The following is a 16,471-nucleotide window of genomic DNA, read 5'->3' on the forward strand; positions in this document are numbered from 1 at the left end:
CGCGTCCCCCGGGGCCGGACTCAGTTCAATCCGAGCATGCCGCGCAGCTTGGACAGGTCTTCGGCCAGCGTGTTGACCCGCCCGGCCAGCATCTTGCGGTCGCGCTCGGTGAGCTTCGAATAGGTTTCGAAGCCGCCATCGGCCGTGCGGTACTTGGCCAGCGTGTCGAACACCACCTTGAAGTTGGCGTCGGCCTTCTCGGCGAACGGCTTGTCCTGCTTCACGACCAGCGGGCGCAGCAGCTCGACGATCTTGTAGGCGCCCTCGAAGTTCGACTGGAAATCCCACAGGTCGGTGTGGCTGTAGCGGTTTTCCTCGCCGGAGATCTTGGTGGCGGCCACCTCTTCCATCAGCACGGCGGCGCCGCCCACGACCTTCTCGGGCGGGAAGGTCAGCGCGCCCAGGCGTTTTTGCAGCTCGAGCACGTCGGCCAGCAGCTTGTCGGCCACGGGGTTCAGGTCCTTGGTGCTCTTGAGCGTCCACAGGCTGTACTCGATGCGGTGGAAGCCGATGAAGGCCGGGTCTTTCTCGGCCTTCTCGTGGTCGTCCGCGCGCGAGTCGATCGACTGGTCGAGGTCGGTGAACAGCTCGGCCACGGGCTCCACGCGCTCGTAGCTGGTGCGCGTGGGCGCGTAGAGCTTCTTGGCCTTCTCGATGTCGCCGGCCTTCACGGCGGCGGTGAACACGCGCACGTCGGCGGCCAGCTTGCGCACGTTCTGCGTCACGTAGATCTTGTAGTCCGAGATCGGACCGACCAGCTCGAGTGGCGACACGGCGGCCTGCGCGCCGACGGCGTAGAGCCCGGCAAAGCCTGCGACGAAAGCGGCGAGGAAGCGGCGGCGGAACTGCACGGTCATGGATCTCCTTGGATGCGGTGCGGTGGTGATGAAAGAAAAAGGGAGCGATCAGGCGGCCAGCAGGCTGCGCCCGAGCCAGTCGTCGGCGCCCTGCACGCCCGGCAGCGTGAAGAAGAAGCCGCCGCCGATGGGCTTGATGTATTCCTCGAGCGGCTCGCCGTCGAGGCGGGTCTGCACGGCGACAAAGCCCTTCTCGAGGTCGGCCTGGTAGCAGATGAACAGCAGGCCCATCTCGAGCTGGCCCGACTTGGTGACGCCGTTCGAATAGTTGAAGGGCCGGCGCAGCATCAGGTTGGCGTCCGAGGCCTTGGTGCGCGGGTTCGCGAGGCGGATGTGCGCGTCCATCGGCGTCGCCTTGCCTTCGGGGTCCTTGGTGTAGTCGGGCACGTCGTGCTCGGTCTTGCCACCGTCCAGCGGCGCGCCGCTGGGCTTGAGGCGCCCCATGATGGCCTCCTGCTCCTGCAGCGGCGTGCGGTCCCAGCGCTCGACGAAGTTGCGGATGATGCGCACCGCCTGGTAGCTGCCGCCCACGGCCCAGGCGGGCTCATCGCCGTTCGGCTGCACCCAGACGTGCTTGTTCATGAGCGTGTCGTCGGCCGAGTCGGGGTTGGCCGAGCCGTCGCGAAAACCGAGGAAGTTGCGCGCGCTCTCCGCGGGCTGGCCCGCCACGGCCGGGATCGGCGGCACGGAGCCTTCCTGCTTCCAGTGCAGCACCAGCAGGTCGGGCGTGTTCTTGATGATGTCGCGCAGCGCGTGGATGTTGGTGTCGGGCGTGTTGGCGCAGAACTGGATCGACAGGTCGCCGTGGCACAGCGCGGCGTCGAGCGCGTCGTTCGGGTGGCGCTGCATCGGCTTCAGGCGCAGCGGCTTCTTCTTGTCGAGGCCGAAGCGCTCGTCGAACAGCGAGGCACCGACCGACACCGTCACGGTGAGCCCGTCGGGCTGCACCACCGGGCCGAGGATGCCGGAGCCCGCGGGCGGCAGCTTGGGGTCGGGGTCGGTTTGCGGGCCGCCTTGCGTGAGGAAGGCGATGCGCTCGGTGAGCGTGCGCATCAGCCGCTCCAGGTCGGCGCGGTTCTCGGCCAGCACGTAGAACGAGGCGATCATGCCGGCCGTCGGGCGCGGCGTGACCACGCCCGCCTGGTGCTTGCCGCGGAAGGGCACGCGGTCTTGCGTGTGGGTGCTCTGCGGCGCGTCGGTGACCTGTACGCCAGTGTCGGGCGCGCCCGGAATGGCCGCGCCGGCGCGCGCGCTGGCGGCGAGCCCGGCAAAGGCCACGCCCGCGGCGCCGAGCATGCGGCGGCGGTGCGGCGAGGCAGGAGCGGTGTCGTTCTTCTTCGTCGGTTCCATGGGGTCGTCGTTCTCTCTCAACTCATTCCAGACCGAGCGCGGCGTTCACCTTGCCCAGTTCCTCGGCCAGCGCACGCACCGGCACGGCCAGCGCCTGGCGCTGCGCGTCCTCCAGCGGCGCGGGCTGGAAGCCTTCGCCGGCGCGGTACGGCGCCAATGCGGCGTCGAAGGCGGCAAAGCGCTCGTCCACGGCCTTCTGCTGCGCGGGCGCGGCCTTCACGAGCAGCGGCTGCAGCAGGTCGGCGATCTTCTTGGTGCCTTCGTAGCTGCCCTGCAGGTTCACCAGTTCGGCATGGCCGTAGTGGTCTTCGCCGCCGGCGGGCAGGTTGTCGGCCACGCGGCGCAACAGCTTCGAGGCGGCGCTGGCGAGCCGCTCGGGCGGCACGCTCAGTTCGCGCAGGCGCGCCTGCAGCGTCTCGGTGTCGGCCAGCAGCTGGTCCAGGATCGGTGCCAGCGCCTTCGCGTCGCCCTGGCCGTACAGCGCGTACTCGATGCGGTGGAAGCCGCTGAAGCCCGGGTCGGCCTCGCGCTTCTCGAAGTAGTCGGCGCGGGCGTTGATGCGCGCGTCGAGGTCGGCGAACAGCTCGGCCATCGGCTCGATGCGCTTGTAGGCCTGGTGGGCCGGCGCGTAGAGCGCGCGCGCCTGCGCCAGGTCGCCGGCCTTGACGGCGTCGGCCAGCGCGCGCACCGCGTCGTCGAGCGTGGCGGCCTCCAGCCGCAGGAACACCTGGTACTCGGCCAGCGCGCCCACGTAGTTGACGAGCGAGGGCCGCGCCTCCTCGGCCAGCGAGGCCGCCGACGGCGTGACGTGCAGCTTGCCGCGCGGGTTGCTCAGCAGGCCGCAGGTGATGGCGAAGTCGCCCGGCGAGAGCTTGACCGTCATCGTCTGCGAGAAGCCGGGCGCGATGTTCTCGCGCTCTTCGACCACCATCACGCCGTCGAGAATTTCCCACTCGAGCGCGCGGCTCGACTGGTTGACGATGGTGAAGGTCGTGCGCCCCGCGGGCACGGTGATCTCGTTCGGCTCGCAGGCGTTGCCGCGGATCGTGACGGTGACGGCATGGTCGACCGCCTTGGGCGGCGCCTTGCGCGCCTGGTTCGAGGCGTACCAGAAGGCCGCGAGGCCGGCGACGACCAGCAGCGCCGAGGCGCCCACGGCGACGCGCATGAGCGTCGAGGACGAAGAAGAGGAAGAAGACATCGGGGAAGAAAGATCAGCCAGCAGCGGCCGTGCGGGGCGCCGCAGCAGCCGCCGGGCGCAGGAAGAAGAACAGGGCCACGGCCAGGAAGGCCAGGTAGACGATCACCTCGCCCACCACGGGCGCGGCCTGGTAGCCCAGCAGGCCCGACAGCACGGCGCCCACGGGGCTGTCCATCGGCAGGGTTTCGCTCATGTCGAACACCACGGTCTGCAGCTGGTTCCACACGCCGGCCTCGTGCAGCTTGCGCAGCACGCCCGCCAGCAGCCCGGCCGCGACCAGCAGGATGAACAGGCCCGTGAAGCGGAAGAAGCGGCGCAGGTCGAGCCGCACGCCGCCCGAGTAGATGCCCCATCCGACCACCACCGACACGGCGATGCCCGCGAGCGCGCCCACGGGCGCTTCCCAGCCGATGCTCTGCTGGAACACGGCCAGCAGGAAGAAGACCGACTCCAGCCCCTCGCGCGCGACCGCCAGGAACACCATGCCGATGAGCGCCCAGCCCTGCCCGTCGGCATGCTGCGCCAGCGCCTTGTCGATCGACGCGTGCAGCTCGCCCTTGATGGAGCGGGCCGCCTTGCGCATCCAGAACACCATCGTGGTCAGCATGACCACGGCGATGAGCCCGACCACGCCCTCGAACAGCTCCTGCTGCTTCTGCGGAAACTCGGCCGCCAGCAGTTGCAGGCCGGCGCCGGCAAAGAGCGACAGCGCGGTGGCCAGCAGCACGCCGACCCACACCGCGGGCATCAGCACGCCGCGACCGCTTTGTTTCAGGTAACTGGCAACGATGCCGACGATGAGCGCGGCCTCGATGCCTTCGCGCAGCATGATGAGAAAGGGAATGAGCATCTCGGAACAGAAGAACGTTCTTTGAAAATGCCCCGATGTGGTGCATTTTTCAAAGAACGGCCCGAGGATACCCCATCAAATAAGATTTATTCTCAATTATGGGTATTCGACCCCGCCCCGCTCACAGGGGCAGTTCGAGGATGCGTGCGCTGACCGTGTCGCCGTCGACGATCAGTTCGGCCACGGCGATAGGCAGCTTGAATCGGCGCGGGCCGGCGCTGCCCGGGTTGACGTAGAGCACGCCGTTGCGTTCTTCGACCTTGGGTTGGTGCGAGTGGCCGGACACGACCACACGAACGCCCTCGCCTGCCGGATCGCTGTGCAGCTCAGAAAGATCGTGGATCGCCAGCAACCGCAAGCCGCCGAGGTGCAGCACGGCGGTCTCGGGAATGGCATCAGCCCAGGCGTCACGGTCGTTGTTGCCGCGCACCACCGTCAGCGGCGCGATCGCGGCGAGCGTGTCGAGGATGCCGGCGTCGCCGATGTCCCCGCCGTGCACGATGAAGTCGCTGCCCTGCAAGGCCGCCACGGCCTGCGGACGCAGCAGGCCGTGGGTGTCGGAGATGAGCCCGACGCGGATCAAGCCCGACCCGTCAGGCCGCCAGCAGCTGCCGCAGCACGAACGGCAGGATGCCGCCGTGCTTGTAGTAATCGACCTCGATCGGCGTGTCGATGCGCAGGCGCACTGTCACCTCCTGGTGCGTGCCGTCGGCGCGGTGCACGACCAGCTTCACGTCCATCTGCGGCTTGAGTTCGCCGCCGATCACGACGTCGATCTTTTCCTCGCCCGTGAGGCCCAGCGTCTGCCACGAATCGGCGCCGCGGAACTGCAGCGGCAGCACGCCCATGCCGACCAGGTTGGCGCGGTGGATGCGCTCGAAGCTGCGCGCCACCACGGCCTTGATGCCCAGCAGCTGCGTGCCCTTGGCGGCCCAGTCGCGCGACGAGCCGGTGCCGTACTCCTCGCCGCCGAACACGATGGTCGGCGTGCCCGCTTCCATGTACTTCATGGCGGCGTCGTAGATGAACATCTTTTCGCCGCCCGGCTGGAACAGCGTGACGCCGCCCTCTTCCTGCGTGCCGTTGGCGTCCGGCGGAATCATCAGGTTCTTGATGCGCACGTTGGCGAAGGTGCCGCGCACCATCACGTCGTGGTTGCCGCGGCGCGAGCCGTAGCTGTTGAAGTCGGCCTTGGGCACGCCGTGCGCCTTGAGCCAGATGCCCGCGGGCGAGCTTTCCTTGATGGAGCCGGCCGGCGAGATGTGGTCGGTGGTGATCGAGTCGCCGAACAGCGCCATGATCCGCGCGCCCTGGATGCCCGCGTCCGACGCGTGCGGCTGCATCTGGAAGCCCTCGAAGAACGGCGGCTCGGCGATGTAGGTCGACTTCGGCCAGTCGTACACCTGGCCGGTCGTGCCCTTGATGCTCGTCCAGAACTTGCCCGGATCGCTCTTCACCTTCTCGTAGTTCGCGCGGAACGACTTGGCGTTCATCGCGAAACGCAGGTTGTCATCGATCTCCTTCGGCGTGGGCCAGATGTCGCCCAGGTACACGTCCTTGCCGCCCTTGCCCTTGCCCACGGGCTGGGTCATGAGGTCGGTCATCACGTTGCCCGCGATGGCAAACGCCACCACCAGCGGCGGCGAAGCCAGGAAGTTGGCCTTCAGGTTCGGGTGGATGCGCGCCTCGAAGTTGCGGTTGCCCGAGAGCACGGCCGCGCCGATGAGGTCGTTCTTGGTGATGGCTTCGTTGATCTCGGGCGTGAGGTCGCCGGCATTGCCGATGCAGGTGGTGCAGCCGTAGCCCGCGAGGTAGAAGCCCAGCTTCTCCAGGTACGGCAAGAGGCCCGCCTTCTCCAGGTATTCGGTGACGATGCGCGAGCCAGGCGCCAGCGAGGTCTTGATGTGCGGCTGCACCTTCAGGCCCGCTTCCACCGCCTTCTTGGCCAGGATGCCGGCCGCCAGCATCACGCTCGGGTTGGAGGTGTTGGTGCACGAGGTGATGGCCGCAATGAGCACGTCGCCGTTGCCGATGGTGACGTCGCCCTTGGGCGCCGACGGTGCCGTGGCGCTGGTGTGGGCCGCGGCCTTGGTCGAGCGGTTGGCCACCATCTCGATGACCGGGCGCGGCGAGCCAGGCGGCGGCGGAGGCACTTCGGTGTCGCCGCTCTGGCCTTCGCGCGTCAGCGCGTAGCGCTGCTTGAGCTTGTCGGCCGGCTGGTTGAAGCCGTTGGCGTCGTTGGGCTTGCTGTACAGCTCCGCGAACTTGGTCGACAGGTCGCCCAGGTTGATGCGGTCCTGCGGGCGCTTGGGGCCGGCCAGGCTGGGCGAGACGGTGCCCAGGTCGAGCTTGACGACCTTGGTGTAGTCGATGTCGCCCGGCGCGGGCATGCCGAACAGGCCCTGCGCCTTGTAGTAGGCGGCGAAGCGCTCCACTTCTTCCTTGGTGCGGCCGGTGCCTTCGAAGTACGCCACGGTCATCTCGTCGACCGGGAAGAAGCCCATGGTGGCGCCGTACTCGGGCGCCATGTTGCCGATGGTGGCGCGGTCGGGCACGGCGATGGACGCGGCACCGGGGCCGAAGAACTCGACGAACTTGCCCACCACCTTTTCGGCGCGCAGGATCGAGGTGACGTACAGCACCAGGTCGGTGGCCGTGACGCCTTCGCGCAGCTTGCCGGTGAGCTCGAAGCCCACCACGTCGGGCGTGAGCATGTAGACCGGCTGGCCCAGCATGGCGGCCTCGGCCTCGATGCCGCCCACGCCCCAGCCGACCACGCCGATGCCGTTGATCATGGTGGTGTGGCTGTCGGTGCCCACCAGCGAGTCGGGGTAGTAGACCGGCGTGTCGCTCTTGTCGGCCGGGCTCTTGTAGACGCCGCGCGCAAAGTACTCGAGGTTGACCTGGTGCACGATGCCGAAGCCCGGCGGAACGACGCCGAAGGTGTCGAAGGCCTGCATGCCCCACTTCATGAACTGGTAGCGCTCGTTGTTGCGCTGGAACTCCAGCTTCATGTTCAGGTCGAGCGCCTTGGGCGTGCCGTAGTAGTCGACCATCACCGAGTGGTCGACCACCAGGTCGACGGGCACCAGCGGCTCGATGGTCTTGGGCGACTTGTTCAGCTTGGCGGCCACGCTGCGCATGGCGGCCAGGTCGGCCAGGAGCGGCACGCCGGTGAAGTCCTGCAGCACCACGCGGGTGACGACAAAGGGAATTTCGTCGGTGCGCTCGGCGTTGGGCGCCCAGTGGGCCAGCTCTTCGACGTGCTTGGCCGACACCTTCTGGCCGTCGCAGTTGCGCAGCACCGACTCGAGCACGATGCGGATCGACACCGGCAGGCGCTCCACCGAGGGGTACTGCTTGGCCAGTTCCTTCAGCGACCAGTACTTGCCGGACTTGCCCGACGCGGTCTTGAAGGTCTTGAGGGTGGACGCAAACGCGTGCGCCGGGGCTTTGGCCATGAGAAGACTCCTGTGTGTTCGTGGAAGCCTCTCAAGGATAGCGAGGTTCAATGTCAGTGGCTGTAGTCGGTCTTCCTTGTCGGGCTCTCCCGGAACTATCGTTCTCATGGCGAAAACGCCCGCCGCACGAGGTGCAGCGGGCGTGAGGCGGACAGTCAGGCGTTCAGGCCATCGCCATGCCGGCGCCGCCCCGGGTGCGGCGCAGCCCGGTCCATTGCAGCTCGGCCAGCACGACCACGCACAGCGCCTGCGCCAGCACCCAGGCCGTGCCGAGCGCGGTGACCGCGAACACACCGCTCACCAGCAGCGCCACGCAGGCCACGGCCCAGGCGAAGTTGCCGACGACCACGAGGCCGATCAGTGTGCGCGGCGGCGTGGCGCGGCTGGCCATGAAGGCGGCGGCTGCTGCGTAGGCCAGCAGGAACACGCCGGTGCCCATGAGCAGCCAGGCGGGCAGGCCGGTCAGGGAGGCAAGGACGTCGGTGAACGCCACCTGCAGCGCGCCGGTCGCGGCGCACGAAGCGGCATCGGCCCACATCACGTTCGACAGGAAGCGGGGGGAAGCGAAAACAGACATGTGGATCTCCTGGGTGGGTACGCTGCAGGCCAGTCCTGCTGCGTTGGGGTCGATGATTCCGCCGGGCGTGGATCGCGTCGATGACCTGGGAGGTCATGGCGCCGCGCCGCCGTCGCGCCAGAATGCGGCTCCATGAACACCCCCCGCACCCATTCGTCCAAGGCCGCCGCCGCCGGCCTTCCCGGCGCGCGCGATCCGTTCGGCGCCCACCTGCGGCACTGGCGCACCCACCGCCGCCTGAGCCAGCTCGACCTGGCGCAGGAGGCCGAGGTCTCGACCCGCCACCTGAGCTACGTGGAAACCGGCCGCGCCGCGCCCAGCCGCGAGATGGTGCTGCGCCTGGCCGAGCGCCTGGACGTGCCGCTGCGCGAGCGCAACGCGCTGCTGGTGGCCGCCGGCTTCGCGCCCATGTACCGCCAGCGCTCGCTCGACGACCCGGCCATGGCCTCGGCGCGCCGCGCCATCGACCTCGTGCTGAAGGGCCACGAGCCCTTCCCCGCGCTGGCCGTGGACCGCCACTGGAACCTGGTGGCGCACAACGCGCTGGTGCCGCTGCTCATGGAAGGCTGCTCGGCCGAGCTGCTGAAGCCGCCCATCAACGTGCTGCGCCTGAGCCTGCACCCCGAGGGCGTGGCGCCGCGCATCGCGAACCTGGCGCAGTGGCGCACGCACCTGCTGGAGCGGCTGCAGCAGCAGATCGCCGCCACCGGCGACACCGTGCTGCAGGCGCTGCACGACGAGCTGGAGGGCTATCCGCCGCCGGCCGTGAGCCACGACGCACCGCTGCTCGACACCGCGCTGTCGGCGGTGGCCGTGCCGTTCCAGGTGGTCATGCCCAGCGGCGTGCTGAGCTTCATCAGCACCATCACGATCTTCGGCACGCCGGTGGACGTCACGTTGCAGGAACTCGCGGTGGAGTCGTTCTTTCCGGCGGACGAGCAGACGGCGGCGGCGCTGACGGCACTGGCGGCGCAGCAGGCCCGCTGAGGCCGGCGCTGCCGTCCGCGTTGCGCGCCGGCCCTTCGAAGTCGTCGACCTGGATGACCTTGTCGGCCGCCTGCAGGTAGGCCAGCGCCAGCGCGGGGTCGCTGGCCGAGCGCGCCGCCTCGTCGAGCGAGCGCGTGCGGCGCAGCACCTTGTTGAGTGCGGCGGTCTCCTCGCCCAGTTGCGCGCCGAGCGCCATCGCCTGCATCAGGTCGCGCAGGCCGCCCGGGCCGGGCTCCGACAGATCGGGCACGAGCCGCGCGACCACGTCCGGGCGCGTGCGCAGCAGCTCGGCCAGTGCCATCAGCTGCACGTCGCGCAGCGGCGCCAGGTGCGCGGTGCGGCGCAGCACCAGCGCGCCCAGCAGGCGCCGCCCCGGCGTCGGCAGGTTGGCGTACAGGTCGCGCAGGATCTTGCCGGCCTCGTCCAGCTGCAGCCGGATCGCCGCCTGCGCGAAGGGCAGCAGCTCGGGCGCCGCATCGACGCGGTAGCGCCACACGCAGGCGCTCGCCAGGTACAGGTGGGCCAGCACATCGCCCAGCCGCGCCGACAGCAGCTCCATGCGCTTGAGCTTGCCGCCGAGCAGCCCCATGGCCAGGTCGGCGGTGAGCGCGTACTTGGCGCTCATGCGTGCGATGAGGCGCGCTTCGCCCGCCAGCGCCTCGGGCGGATCGCCGAGCACCGGCGCGTCGAACAGGCTGTGCCACAGGTTGCGCGCCACATGCCGGCCGTGCGCGAGAAGCGCCTGGCCGAGCGCGGTTTCGTCTTTCGCCTGCACCGCCGCCATCTCGTCGAGCACGTGCGGGTGGCAGCGCACCGCGCCTTGGCCGAACACGATGAGCGCGCGCGTGAGGATGTTCGCGCCTTCCACCGTGATCGCGATCGGCGCCTGCCGGTAGGCCACGCCGAGCAGGTTCGACGGGCCCGAGATGATTCCCTTGCCGCCGAGGATGTCCATGCCGTGGTTGACCGCGCGCCGCCCGGCCTCGGTGAGCTGCACCTTGAGGATCGCGCTGGCCACGCTGGGCCGCTCACCGGCGTCGAGCGCGGCCGCCGTGAAGCGCCGCGCGGCATCGGTCGCATACAGCTGCGCCGACATCTGCGCGACCAGCCCCGCCACCGCGTGGAACTTGCCCACCGGCAGGCCGAACTGCTCGCGGATCTGGCCGTAGGCGTTGCTCACGTACAGCGCGGTCTGCTGCATCGCCGAGCCCAGCGCGGGCAGCGAGATGGCGCGGCCCGCGGCCAGGCACTCCATCAGCATGCGCCAACCCTGCCCCACCTGCGCCTCGCCGCCGATGACCCAGTCCATCGGCACGAACACCTGGCGGCCGTGGATCGGGCCGTTCATGAAGGCGCTGTCCATCGGGCGGTGGCGCCGGCCGATCTCCATGCCCTCGTGCGGCACGGGAATCAATGCGCAGGTGATGCCCAGCTCGCGCTGGCCTTCGGGCCGGCTCTCGTCGATGGCATGGAACGCCAGCCCGACCACGGTGGCGACCGGCGCGAGCGTGATGTAGCGCTTGTCGAAATCGACCAGGAAGCCACGCGTGCGCCGGCCCTGGAACTCGCGCTCGACGAGCACGCCGCGGTCGGGGATGGCGGCGGCGTCGGAGCCCGCGTAGGGCGAGGTCAGGCCGAAGCACGGCAGCTCGCGGCCGTCGGCCAGGCGCGGCAGGTAGTGGTCTTTCTGCGCGTCGGTGCCGTAGCGCAGCAGCAGCTCGGCGGGCCCGAGCGAGTTGGGCACCATCACCGTGACGGCCGTTGCCACGTTGACGCTCGCGATGCGCGCTACCACCGTGGCATGCGCGTAGTGGCCGAAGCCCAGGCCGCCGAATTCCTCGGGAATGATCATTCCGAAGAAGCGCTTCTCGCGCAGGAAGCGCCACACCTCGGGCGGCAGGTCGTGCGCCTGGTCGATGGCGTGGTCGTCGAGCATGCGGCACAGCGCGGGCACCTCGTTCGACAAGAAGGCTTCTTCGCGCGCGCTGAGCTGGTTGGGGCCGACGGCCGTGAGCACATCGAAATCGGGGCGCCCGGCGAAGAGCTGGCCCTCGAACCCGACCGTGCCGGCCTCGAGCGCGGCACGCTCGGTGTCGCCCAGCGGCGGCAGGGCCTTGGAGAAAGGCTGCATCGCCCATCGGCCGATCAGGGTCGCCAGTGGCATGGGGTCTCCTTGCGCCGCACCGGAGCGCGCGGCATGCGTCCATTCTTGGACGGCACGGGCCCACGACGGGGCCGGCCAAGGGCGTTCACGCGTGTCGGAGATGGGCTCGCACGGCCCGCGGGATCAGCGGCGCTTGGGTGCCTGCCCGGCCGGCGCGGCGGCCGGCACGGGTGCATTCGGATCGCGCCAGCCGTACTCGACATAGCGGCGGATCACGAGACAGCCCGGGGGCGAATCGATCAGCGAGACCGACGAGGTCGGCTCCTTGTCGTCGGTGTAGACCGTGTAGATCGGCAGCAGCGGCGTGCGCTTGTAGTTCTTCAGTTCCTGCTCGGCCACGCTGGCGCAGGTGAAGGGCGCGACCGAGATGCGCTCGGCCGCCACGGTGCAGGCACCGCTGTCGTCGGGAATGGCGGTGATCGACGCGGCCACGCCCGCGTTCGGGTACTGGATGCCGACCAGTGAGAACACCGGGCCGGCATCGGGGCGCTTGCGGTCCCAGTCGAGCAGCACATCGTGCGCACGGCTGCCCTGCACGGTGAGCGTAGCCAGCCGCGTGATGGCGGGCAGGCAGCGCTGCACGCCCACGCTGGCGGCGGCGCGCGTGAGCGTGTCCTGCGGCGCCGCGGGCGGGGCCAGCACGCCTTGCGCGAGCGCGCTGCCGGCCATCGCGAGCATGCAGACTGCAACGGTGGATCGGGCCAGGGCGGTCATCGGTGTCGTCTTCACGCGTAGAGGCTCTCGATGGCCGCCGAATAGAGGCGCACGTTCTCCTCGCCTTCCGGGTCGAGCTTCGCGATGAGTGCGCGGGCGCGCTCGCGGTAGGCCGGCAGGTTGGCGTCGTGCTCGGCGAACGCGCGCCGCAGCGCCTGCCCGCCCTCCTCGCAGTCGAAGCCGTGGTAGCGGTAGCCGCAGTCGCCGATCAGGTGCGAGTTGTGGATCAGCGGCCAGCCGCCGTACAGCGCCTCGTAATAGAGGTAGTTCTGCGCGTTCTCCCAGTGGTGCGCAAAGACCGCGTCGATGGCGCCCGGCAGCACCTGGTACAGCGGAAAGCGCCCTTCGAAGGTCGCCAGGCCGTGCCGAACGAGATCGAGGCTCTGGGCGAAGGCGACGAAGTTCGGCTTGTCCTTCAGGTGGAAGCTGTTGTAGACCCACATCTTCTCGATGAGGCGCGGCTGCGCGCGGTGCGCCGACTCGCAGCCCAGCATGGGGATGAAGCTGGTCTTCACCATGCAGATGTTGGGCTCGAAGATGGCCACGCGCCACTGCTTGCGCCCCGGCTCGTAGGCGAAGCGCTTGCCCTCGGCGCCGCGCGCCATCGCCTTCTCGACCACCATCGGGCTCCACAGGTGCGGCATGAGCTTGGTGGGCGCGCGGAAGGTGCTCGCGAAGTACGGCTTGCAGGAGGTTTCGTACTCGGGCAGCGTCCACACCTCGTCGTAGGGCGCGCCGCTGACCAGCATGCCGTGCGGCTTGTTGAAGGTCATGCGCTCGATGTCGATCACGTAGTCGTTGCCCACGCGCATCGAGACGATTTTTCCGCCGCGCTCGCGGAACGCCACCGACCAGTCGCGCCCGAGCTGCGCGCTCATCTCGATCATGAGATCGAGCTCGTGCGCGGCGGTGGCCATGTCGATGATCGGCACCGGCGAGTCGGCCAGGAAATTGGTGGCGTCGGCCGGGCCGCCGTCGCCGCCGCCGGCCACCAGCACCGTGCGTTCGACGCAGGGCGAGCGCAGCAGCAGCATCACGAGGAACAGGCAGTTCTGGTAGACGCCGTTCTCCCACAGGCTCTGCTCGCCCTTGCGGATGAAGATGGAGACGCCGACTTTCAGCCGGGTCGGTGAAGCGGCCGCGCGCGGGCCTGCGGTGGGGTTGCGCACCTCGCTCATGCGGCCACCTTCGCGTTGCCGGCACGGAACGCCGGATCGCCGCCCACCAGGTTCAACAGCCGCTGCGCGTAGCCGTCGATGTTGGCGGGGTGCATCGGATCGATTGCGTCGAACACGCGCTGGCTGCGCGCGCGGTAGTCGCCCTGCTGCGCGTCGTGGCCGCGCACGGCGGCGGCCAGTTGCTCGGCACCAACGGCGATGTCGAAGTCGGGGTAGTAGTAGCCGGCATCGCGCAGCCAGGGCGAGTTGTGCACCAGCGGGTAGTTGCCGTACAGCGCGTCGAGGTAGCTGTAGTTCTGGTCGTTCTGCCACTGGTGCGACACCACCGCGTCGGCATGCTGCACCATGAAGCCCGCGAAGTCGTGCCGTCCGTGGAAGGTGGCCTTGTGCTGGCGCACGATGTCCAGCGAGTTGGCCAGGTAGAGCATCGTCGGATGGTCTTTCAGGTGCAACGTGTTGAGCACGTGCATCGCCGCGACGTGCTCCGGGTTGGCGCGGTAGGCCTCGTCGCTGATCAGCATCGGGATGCTGCACGACTTCACGACCGAGATGTTGGGCTCGAAGATCGCCACTCGGAAACCCGGCTGCTGCGCCGTGCGCGGCTGGTAGCCGAAGCGAAAGCCCTGCGCCTGCACCTCGTCCACGCGCTGCGCCAGGAACTGCGGCGACCACAGGTACGGCACCTCGTGCACCGGGCAGCGGTGCAGCGTGCGCATCATCGGCGCAAAGGCCGTGTCCTTGGGCAGCAGCCAGATCTCGTCGCAGCGGTCGGTGGCGCCGAAGTGCCCCTTGTCGGCAAAGACGATCGGCTCGGCCAGCGCCACGAAGGGCTGCCCCACGCCGTGGAAGGCCACGCGCCCGCCGCAGGCGCGGAAGTACGACAGCCACTGCACGTCGAGCGCGCCGGCCATTTCGATGACCACGTCGAGCGCGTCGGTCAGCTCGCGGGCGCGGCCCAGCGTGAGCCCCATGGCCGACAGGTCGACCTGCGGCGGCATCGCCTGCTGGTCGCCCGCGTCGATGAGCGTGACGGACTCGACGAATTCGATGCGTTGCAGCAACCGGGCCAGGAACAGGACGTTCTGTCCCATTCCGTTTTCCCAGATGTTCTGCCCCGCGTGGGAGAGGACTGAAATACCGATGCGCATGGGCGAAGTGTGTACCAAAAAAACAATGGCTCCCGCGCGCAGGGCGCGGGAGCCACCGGACCGGGGGGCGTCGGCCTAGCGGCCTTTTACTTCCACTTCCAGCCGATGCCCGCGTTGACGCCCCACTCCTTGCCGGTGGAGCTCAGGCCCGCGCCCCAGGAGATCTTGCCGTCGTCCGACAGGGCCTTGAAGGTCAGCGCCACCGCGCTGTAGCCCTTGTACGAACCCATGCCGATGCCGATCGTCTTCTCGCCCGGGTACAGCGTGGGCAGGTAGGTGCCCGACATCGCGAAGGCCATCGCCGAGCCCGAGTAGGCGATGCGCGCCACGTCGCCCACCTGCTTTTGCACCTGCTGCAGCTGGCCCAGGTTGACCGCATCGCCCGGCAGCACGCCCGGTGCCACGTTGCTGATGCGCGTGGGACCCGAAGTCTCGGTGCCCAGCGTGATCTGGTTGTAGTTCACCGACCCGTCGGGGTTGGTGGCGTACTGCACGCTGCTGGCCTTCGCAGCCGCCGAGACCGCCTTCAGCTGCGCCACGTTGGTCGCGTCGCTGTCGGCCGAGCCGGCTGCCACGCCCGTGATCTGGCGGAACTGGTTGTTGGCCGCATCGCCCACCGACACCGCCGCCTGCGTGCTGGTCGTGGCCTTGATGGCCGCTTCCTGCTGCGCATTCGCGCTGCCCGGCACGTAGCCAGCCACGCCCGCCGCCCGCGAGGCCACCGAGTTCGCACCCAGTGCCACGCCGCCGGTCTGCTGGACCACCGCGCCGAAGCCGATGGCCGTGCCCTGCGCGATGTTCTGCGCCTTGCTCAGCGGCGTGCCGCCGGCGTCCGCACCGTCACCCAGGGCCACGCCGCCGCCGCCGGCACGGGAGTTCGCGCCGATCGCCTGCGAGCCCGTGGCCAGCGCCCCGGTGCCGATGGCGATGGCGTTGGTGCCCGTGGCCTGCGCCCCGAAGCCCACCGCCACCGCGCCGTCGGCCGTGGCCTTCGCGCCGTTGCCGGCCGCGAAGGAGTTGGCGCCGCTGGCTTCGGAACGCGGCCCGATCGCCACCGCTTCTTTGCCGCTGGCCACGGAGTCGGCGCCGGTCGACTGGGCGTGGAAGTACTTCGTGCCCTTGTCGTTGATCGTGTTGACCGTCGTGCTCAGGCTGCTGATGCTGCTCGTCGCGGTGCTCAGGCCGGTCGACGTCGAGGTCGACAGGCTGGAGAGCCCGCTGGCCGCGCCGCCCACGCTGGTGGACAGGCTGTCCAGGTTGCTGTTGGTGGTGCTCAGGCCGGTCGACAGGCTGCTGACGTTGCTGTTGGTCGTGCTCAGGCCGGTAGACAGGCTGCTCACGTTGCTGTTCGTCGTGCTCAGGCCGGTCGACAGGCTGCCGACGGCGCTGTTGGTCGTGCTCAAGCCGGTCGAAAGACTGTCAACGCTGCTGCCCACCGTGCTCAGCCCGGTCGACAGGCTGTCGATGCGGCTGGCCGAGGTGCTCAGGCCGGTGGACACCGAGCTCGACAGGCTGTTCACGCTGCTCGTGACCGTGCTCAGGCCTGACGACGTGGAGGTCGAGAGGCTGTTCAGGTTGCTGTTCGTCGTGCTCAGGCCCGACGAGAGGCTGCCGACATTGCTGTTGGTCGTGCTCAGGCCGGTGGACAGGCTGTTGATTCCGCTGGTGGCGGTGCTCAGGCCGGTCGAGGTCGAGGACGACAGGCTGCCCAGGTTGCTGTTCGTCGTGCTCAGGCCCGTCGACAGGCTGAAGATGCCGCTGTAGGCGGTGCTCAAGCCGGACGAGAACGAGGTGGACAGGCTGCTGACGTTGCTGTTGGTGGTGCTCAGTCCGGTCGACAGGCTGTCAATGCTGCTCGTGGCCGTGCTCAGGCCGGACGAGGTCGAGGTCGAGAGGCTGTCGACGTTGCTGTTCGTCGTGCTCAGGCCGGTCGAGAGGCTGTCGATGTTGCTCGTGGCGGTGCTCAGGCCCGAGGACGTGGAGG

At 69.2% G+C, this 16,471-nt stretch carries 13 protein-coding genes; 1 reads left to right on the top strand and 12 read right to left on the bottom strand.

Annotation, left to right across the window (positions count from 1 at the left end; genetic code table 11):
- Window positions 1-20: 20 nt before the first annotated feature.
- The 7 genes from efeO (AC3WQR_RS26245) to AC3WQR_RS26275 all read right to left on the bottom strand — a co-directional run bounded on the left by efeO (AC3WQR_RS26245) (window position 21) and on the right by AC3WQR_RS26275 (window position 8,296).
- Complete coding sequence (gene efeO / locus AC3WQR_RS26245; protein ID WP_082818180.1) at window positions 21-857, bottom strand: iron uptake system protein EfeO; 837 nt, start codon at window positions 855-857, stop codon at window positions 21-23.
- Window positions 858-905: 48 nt separating this feature from the next.
- Entirely contained in the window at window positions 906-2,207 is a 1,302-nt protein-coding gene (gene efeB, locus AC3WQR_RS26250) for an iron uptake transporter deferrochelatase/peroxidase subunit (protein WP_492744675.1), read from the bottom strand.
- Between the two features lie 22 nt (window positions 2,208-2,229).
- The gene (gene efeO, locus AC3WQR_RS26255; RefSeq protein WP_492744677.1) at window positions 2,230-3,408 is read right to left on the bottom strand and encodes an iron uptake system protein EfeO; all 1,179 of its coding nucleotides are present in this window, start codon (window positions 3,406-3,408) and stop codon (window positions 2,230-2,232) included.
- A 13-nt stretch (window positions 3,409-3,421) separates the two neighbouring features.
- The gene (efeU, locus tag AC3WQR_RS26260) at window positions 3,422-4,258 is read right to left on the bottom strand and encodes an iron uptake transporter permease EfeU (RefSeq protein WP_492744679.1); all 837 of its coding nucleotides are present in this window, start codon (window positions 4,256-4,258) and stop codon (window positions 3,422-3,424) included.
- Window positions 4,259-4,379: 121 nt separating this feature from the next.
- Window positions 4,380-4,841, bottom strand: a complete 462-nt coding sequence (locus tag AC3WQR_RS26265; RefSeq protein ID WP_492744681.1) for a metallophosphoesterase family protein — start codon at window positions 4,839-4,841, stop codon at window positions 4,380-4,382.
- 10 nt (window positions 4,842-4,851) lie between these two features.
- On the bottom strand, window positions 4,852-7,719 hold the full coding sequence (locus AC3WQR_RS26270; RefSeq protein WP_492744683.1) for an aconitate hydratase: 2,868 nt from the start codon (window positions 7,717-7,719) through the stop codon (window positions 4,852-4,854).
- Window positions 7,720-7,882: 163 nt separating this feature from the next.
- Window positions 7,883-8,296: a hypothetical protein gene (locus AC3WQR_RS26275; protein WP_492744685.1), complete on the bottom strand. Its 414-nt coding sequence runs from the start codon at window positions 8,294-8,296 to the stop codon at window positions 7,883-7,885.
- Window positions 8,297-8,428: 132 nt separating this feature from the next.
- On the opposite strand from AC3WQR_RS26275, the gene AC3WQR_RS26280 reads away from it, so the two are divergent.
- Window positions 8,429-9,283 (top strand): helix-turn-helix domain-containing protein, encoded by an 855-nt coding sequence (locus tag AC3WQR_RS26280; RefSeq protein WP_062477152.1) that lies wholly within the window; start codon window positions 8,429-8,431, stop codon window positions 9,281-9,283.
- Here the strand turns inward: AC3WQR_RS26280 and AC3WQR_RS26285 are convergent.
- The 5 genes from AC3WQR_RS26285 to AC3WQR_RS26305 all read right to left on the bottom strand — a co-directional run.
- Window positions 9,189-11,447: an acyl-CoA dehydrogenase gene (locus AC3WQR_RS26285; protein ID WP_492744687.1), complete on the bottom strand. Its 2,259-nt coding sequence runs from the start codon at window positions 11,445-11,447 to the stop codon at window positions 9,189-9,191. The two genes, AC3WQR_RS26280 and AC3WQR_RS26285, sit on opposite strands and share 95 nt — an antisense overlap.
- A 123-nt stretch (window positions 11,448-11,570) precedes the next feature.
- Window positions 11,571-12,161, bottom strand: coding sequence for a hypothetical protein (locus AC3WQR_RS26290; protein WP_492744689.1), 591 nt, complete (start codon window positions 12,159-12,161; stop codon window positions 11,571-11,573).
- Between the two features lie 11 nt (window positions 12,162-12,172).
- On the bottom strand, window positions 12,173-13,339 hold the full coding sequence (locus tag AC3WQR_RS26295; RefSeq protein WP_492744691.1) for a DUF2827 domain-containing protein: 1,167 nt from the start codon (window positions 13,337-13,339) through the stop codon (window positions 12,173-12,175).
- Window positions 13,336-14,487, bottom strand: coding sequence for a DUF2827 domain-containing protein (locus AC3WQR_RS26300; RefSeq protein WP_492744693.1), 1,152 nt, complete (start codon window positions 14,485-14,487; stop codon window positions 13,336-13,338). The genes AC3WQR_RS26295 and AC3WQR_RS26300 overlap by 4 nt, the downstream gene beginning before the upstream one ends.
- Window positions 14,488-14,573: 86 nt before the next feature.
- On the bottom strand, window positions 14,574-16,471 hold a 1,898-nt coding region (locus AC3WQR_RS26305; protein ID WP_492744695.1), incomplete at its 5' end, for a YadA family autotransporter adhesin.

The sequence above is a fragment of the Variovorax sp. FW305-3-2-15-B-LB1 genome, from assembly GCF_058787635.1.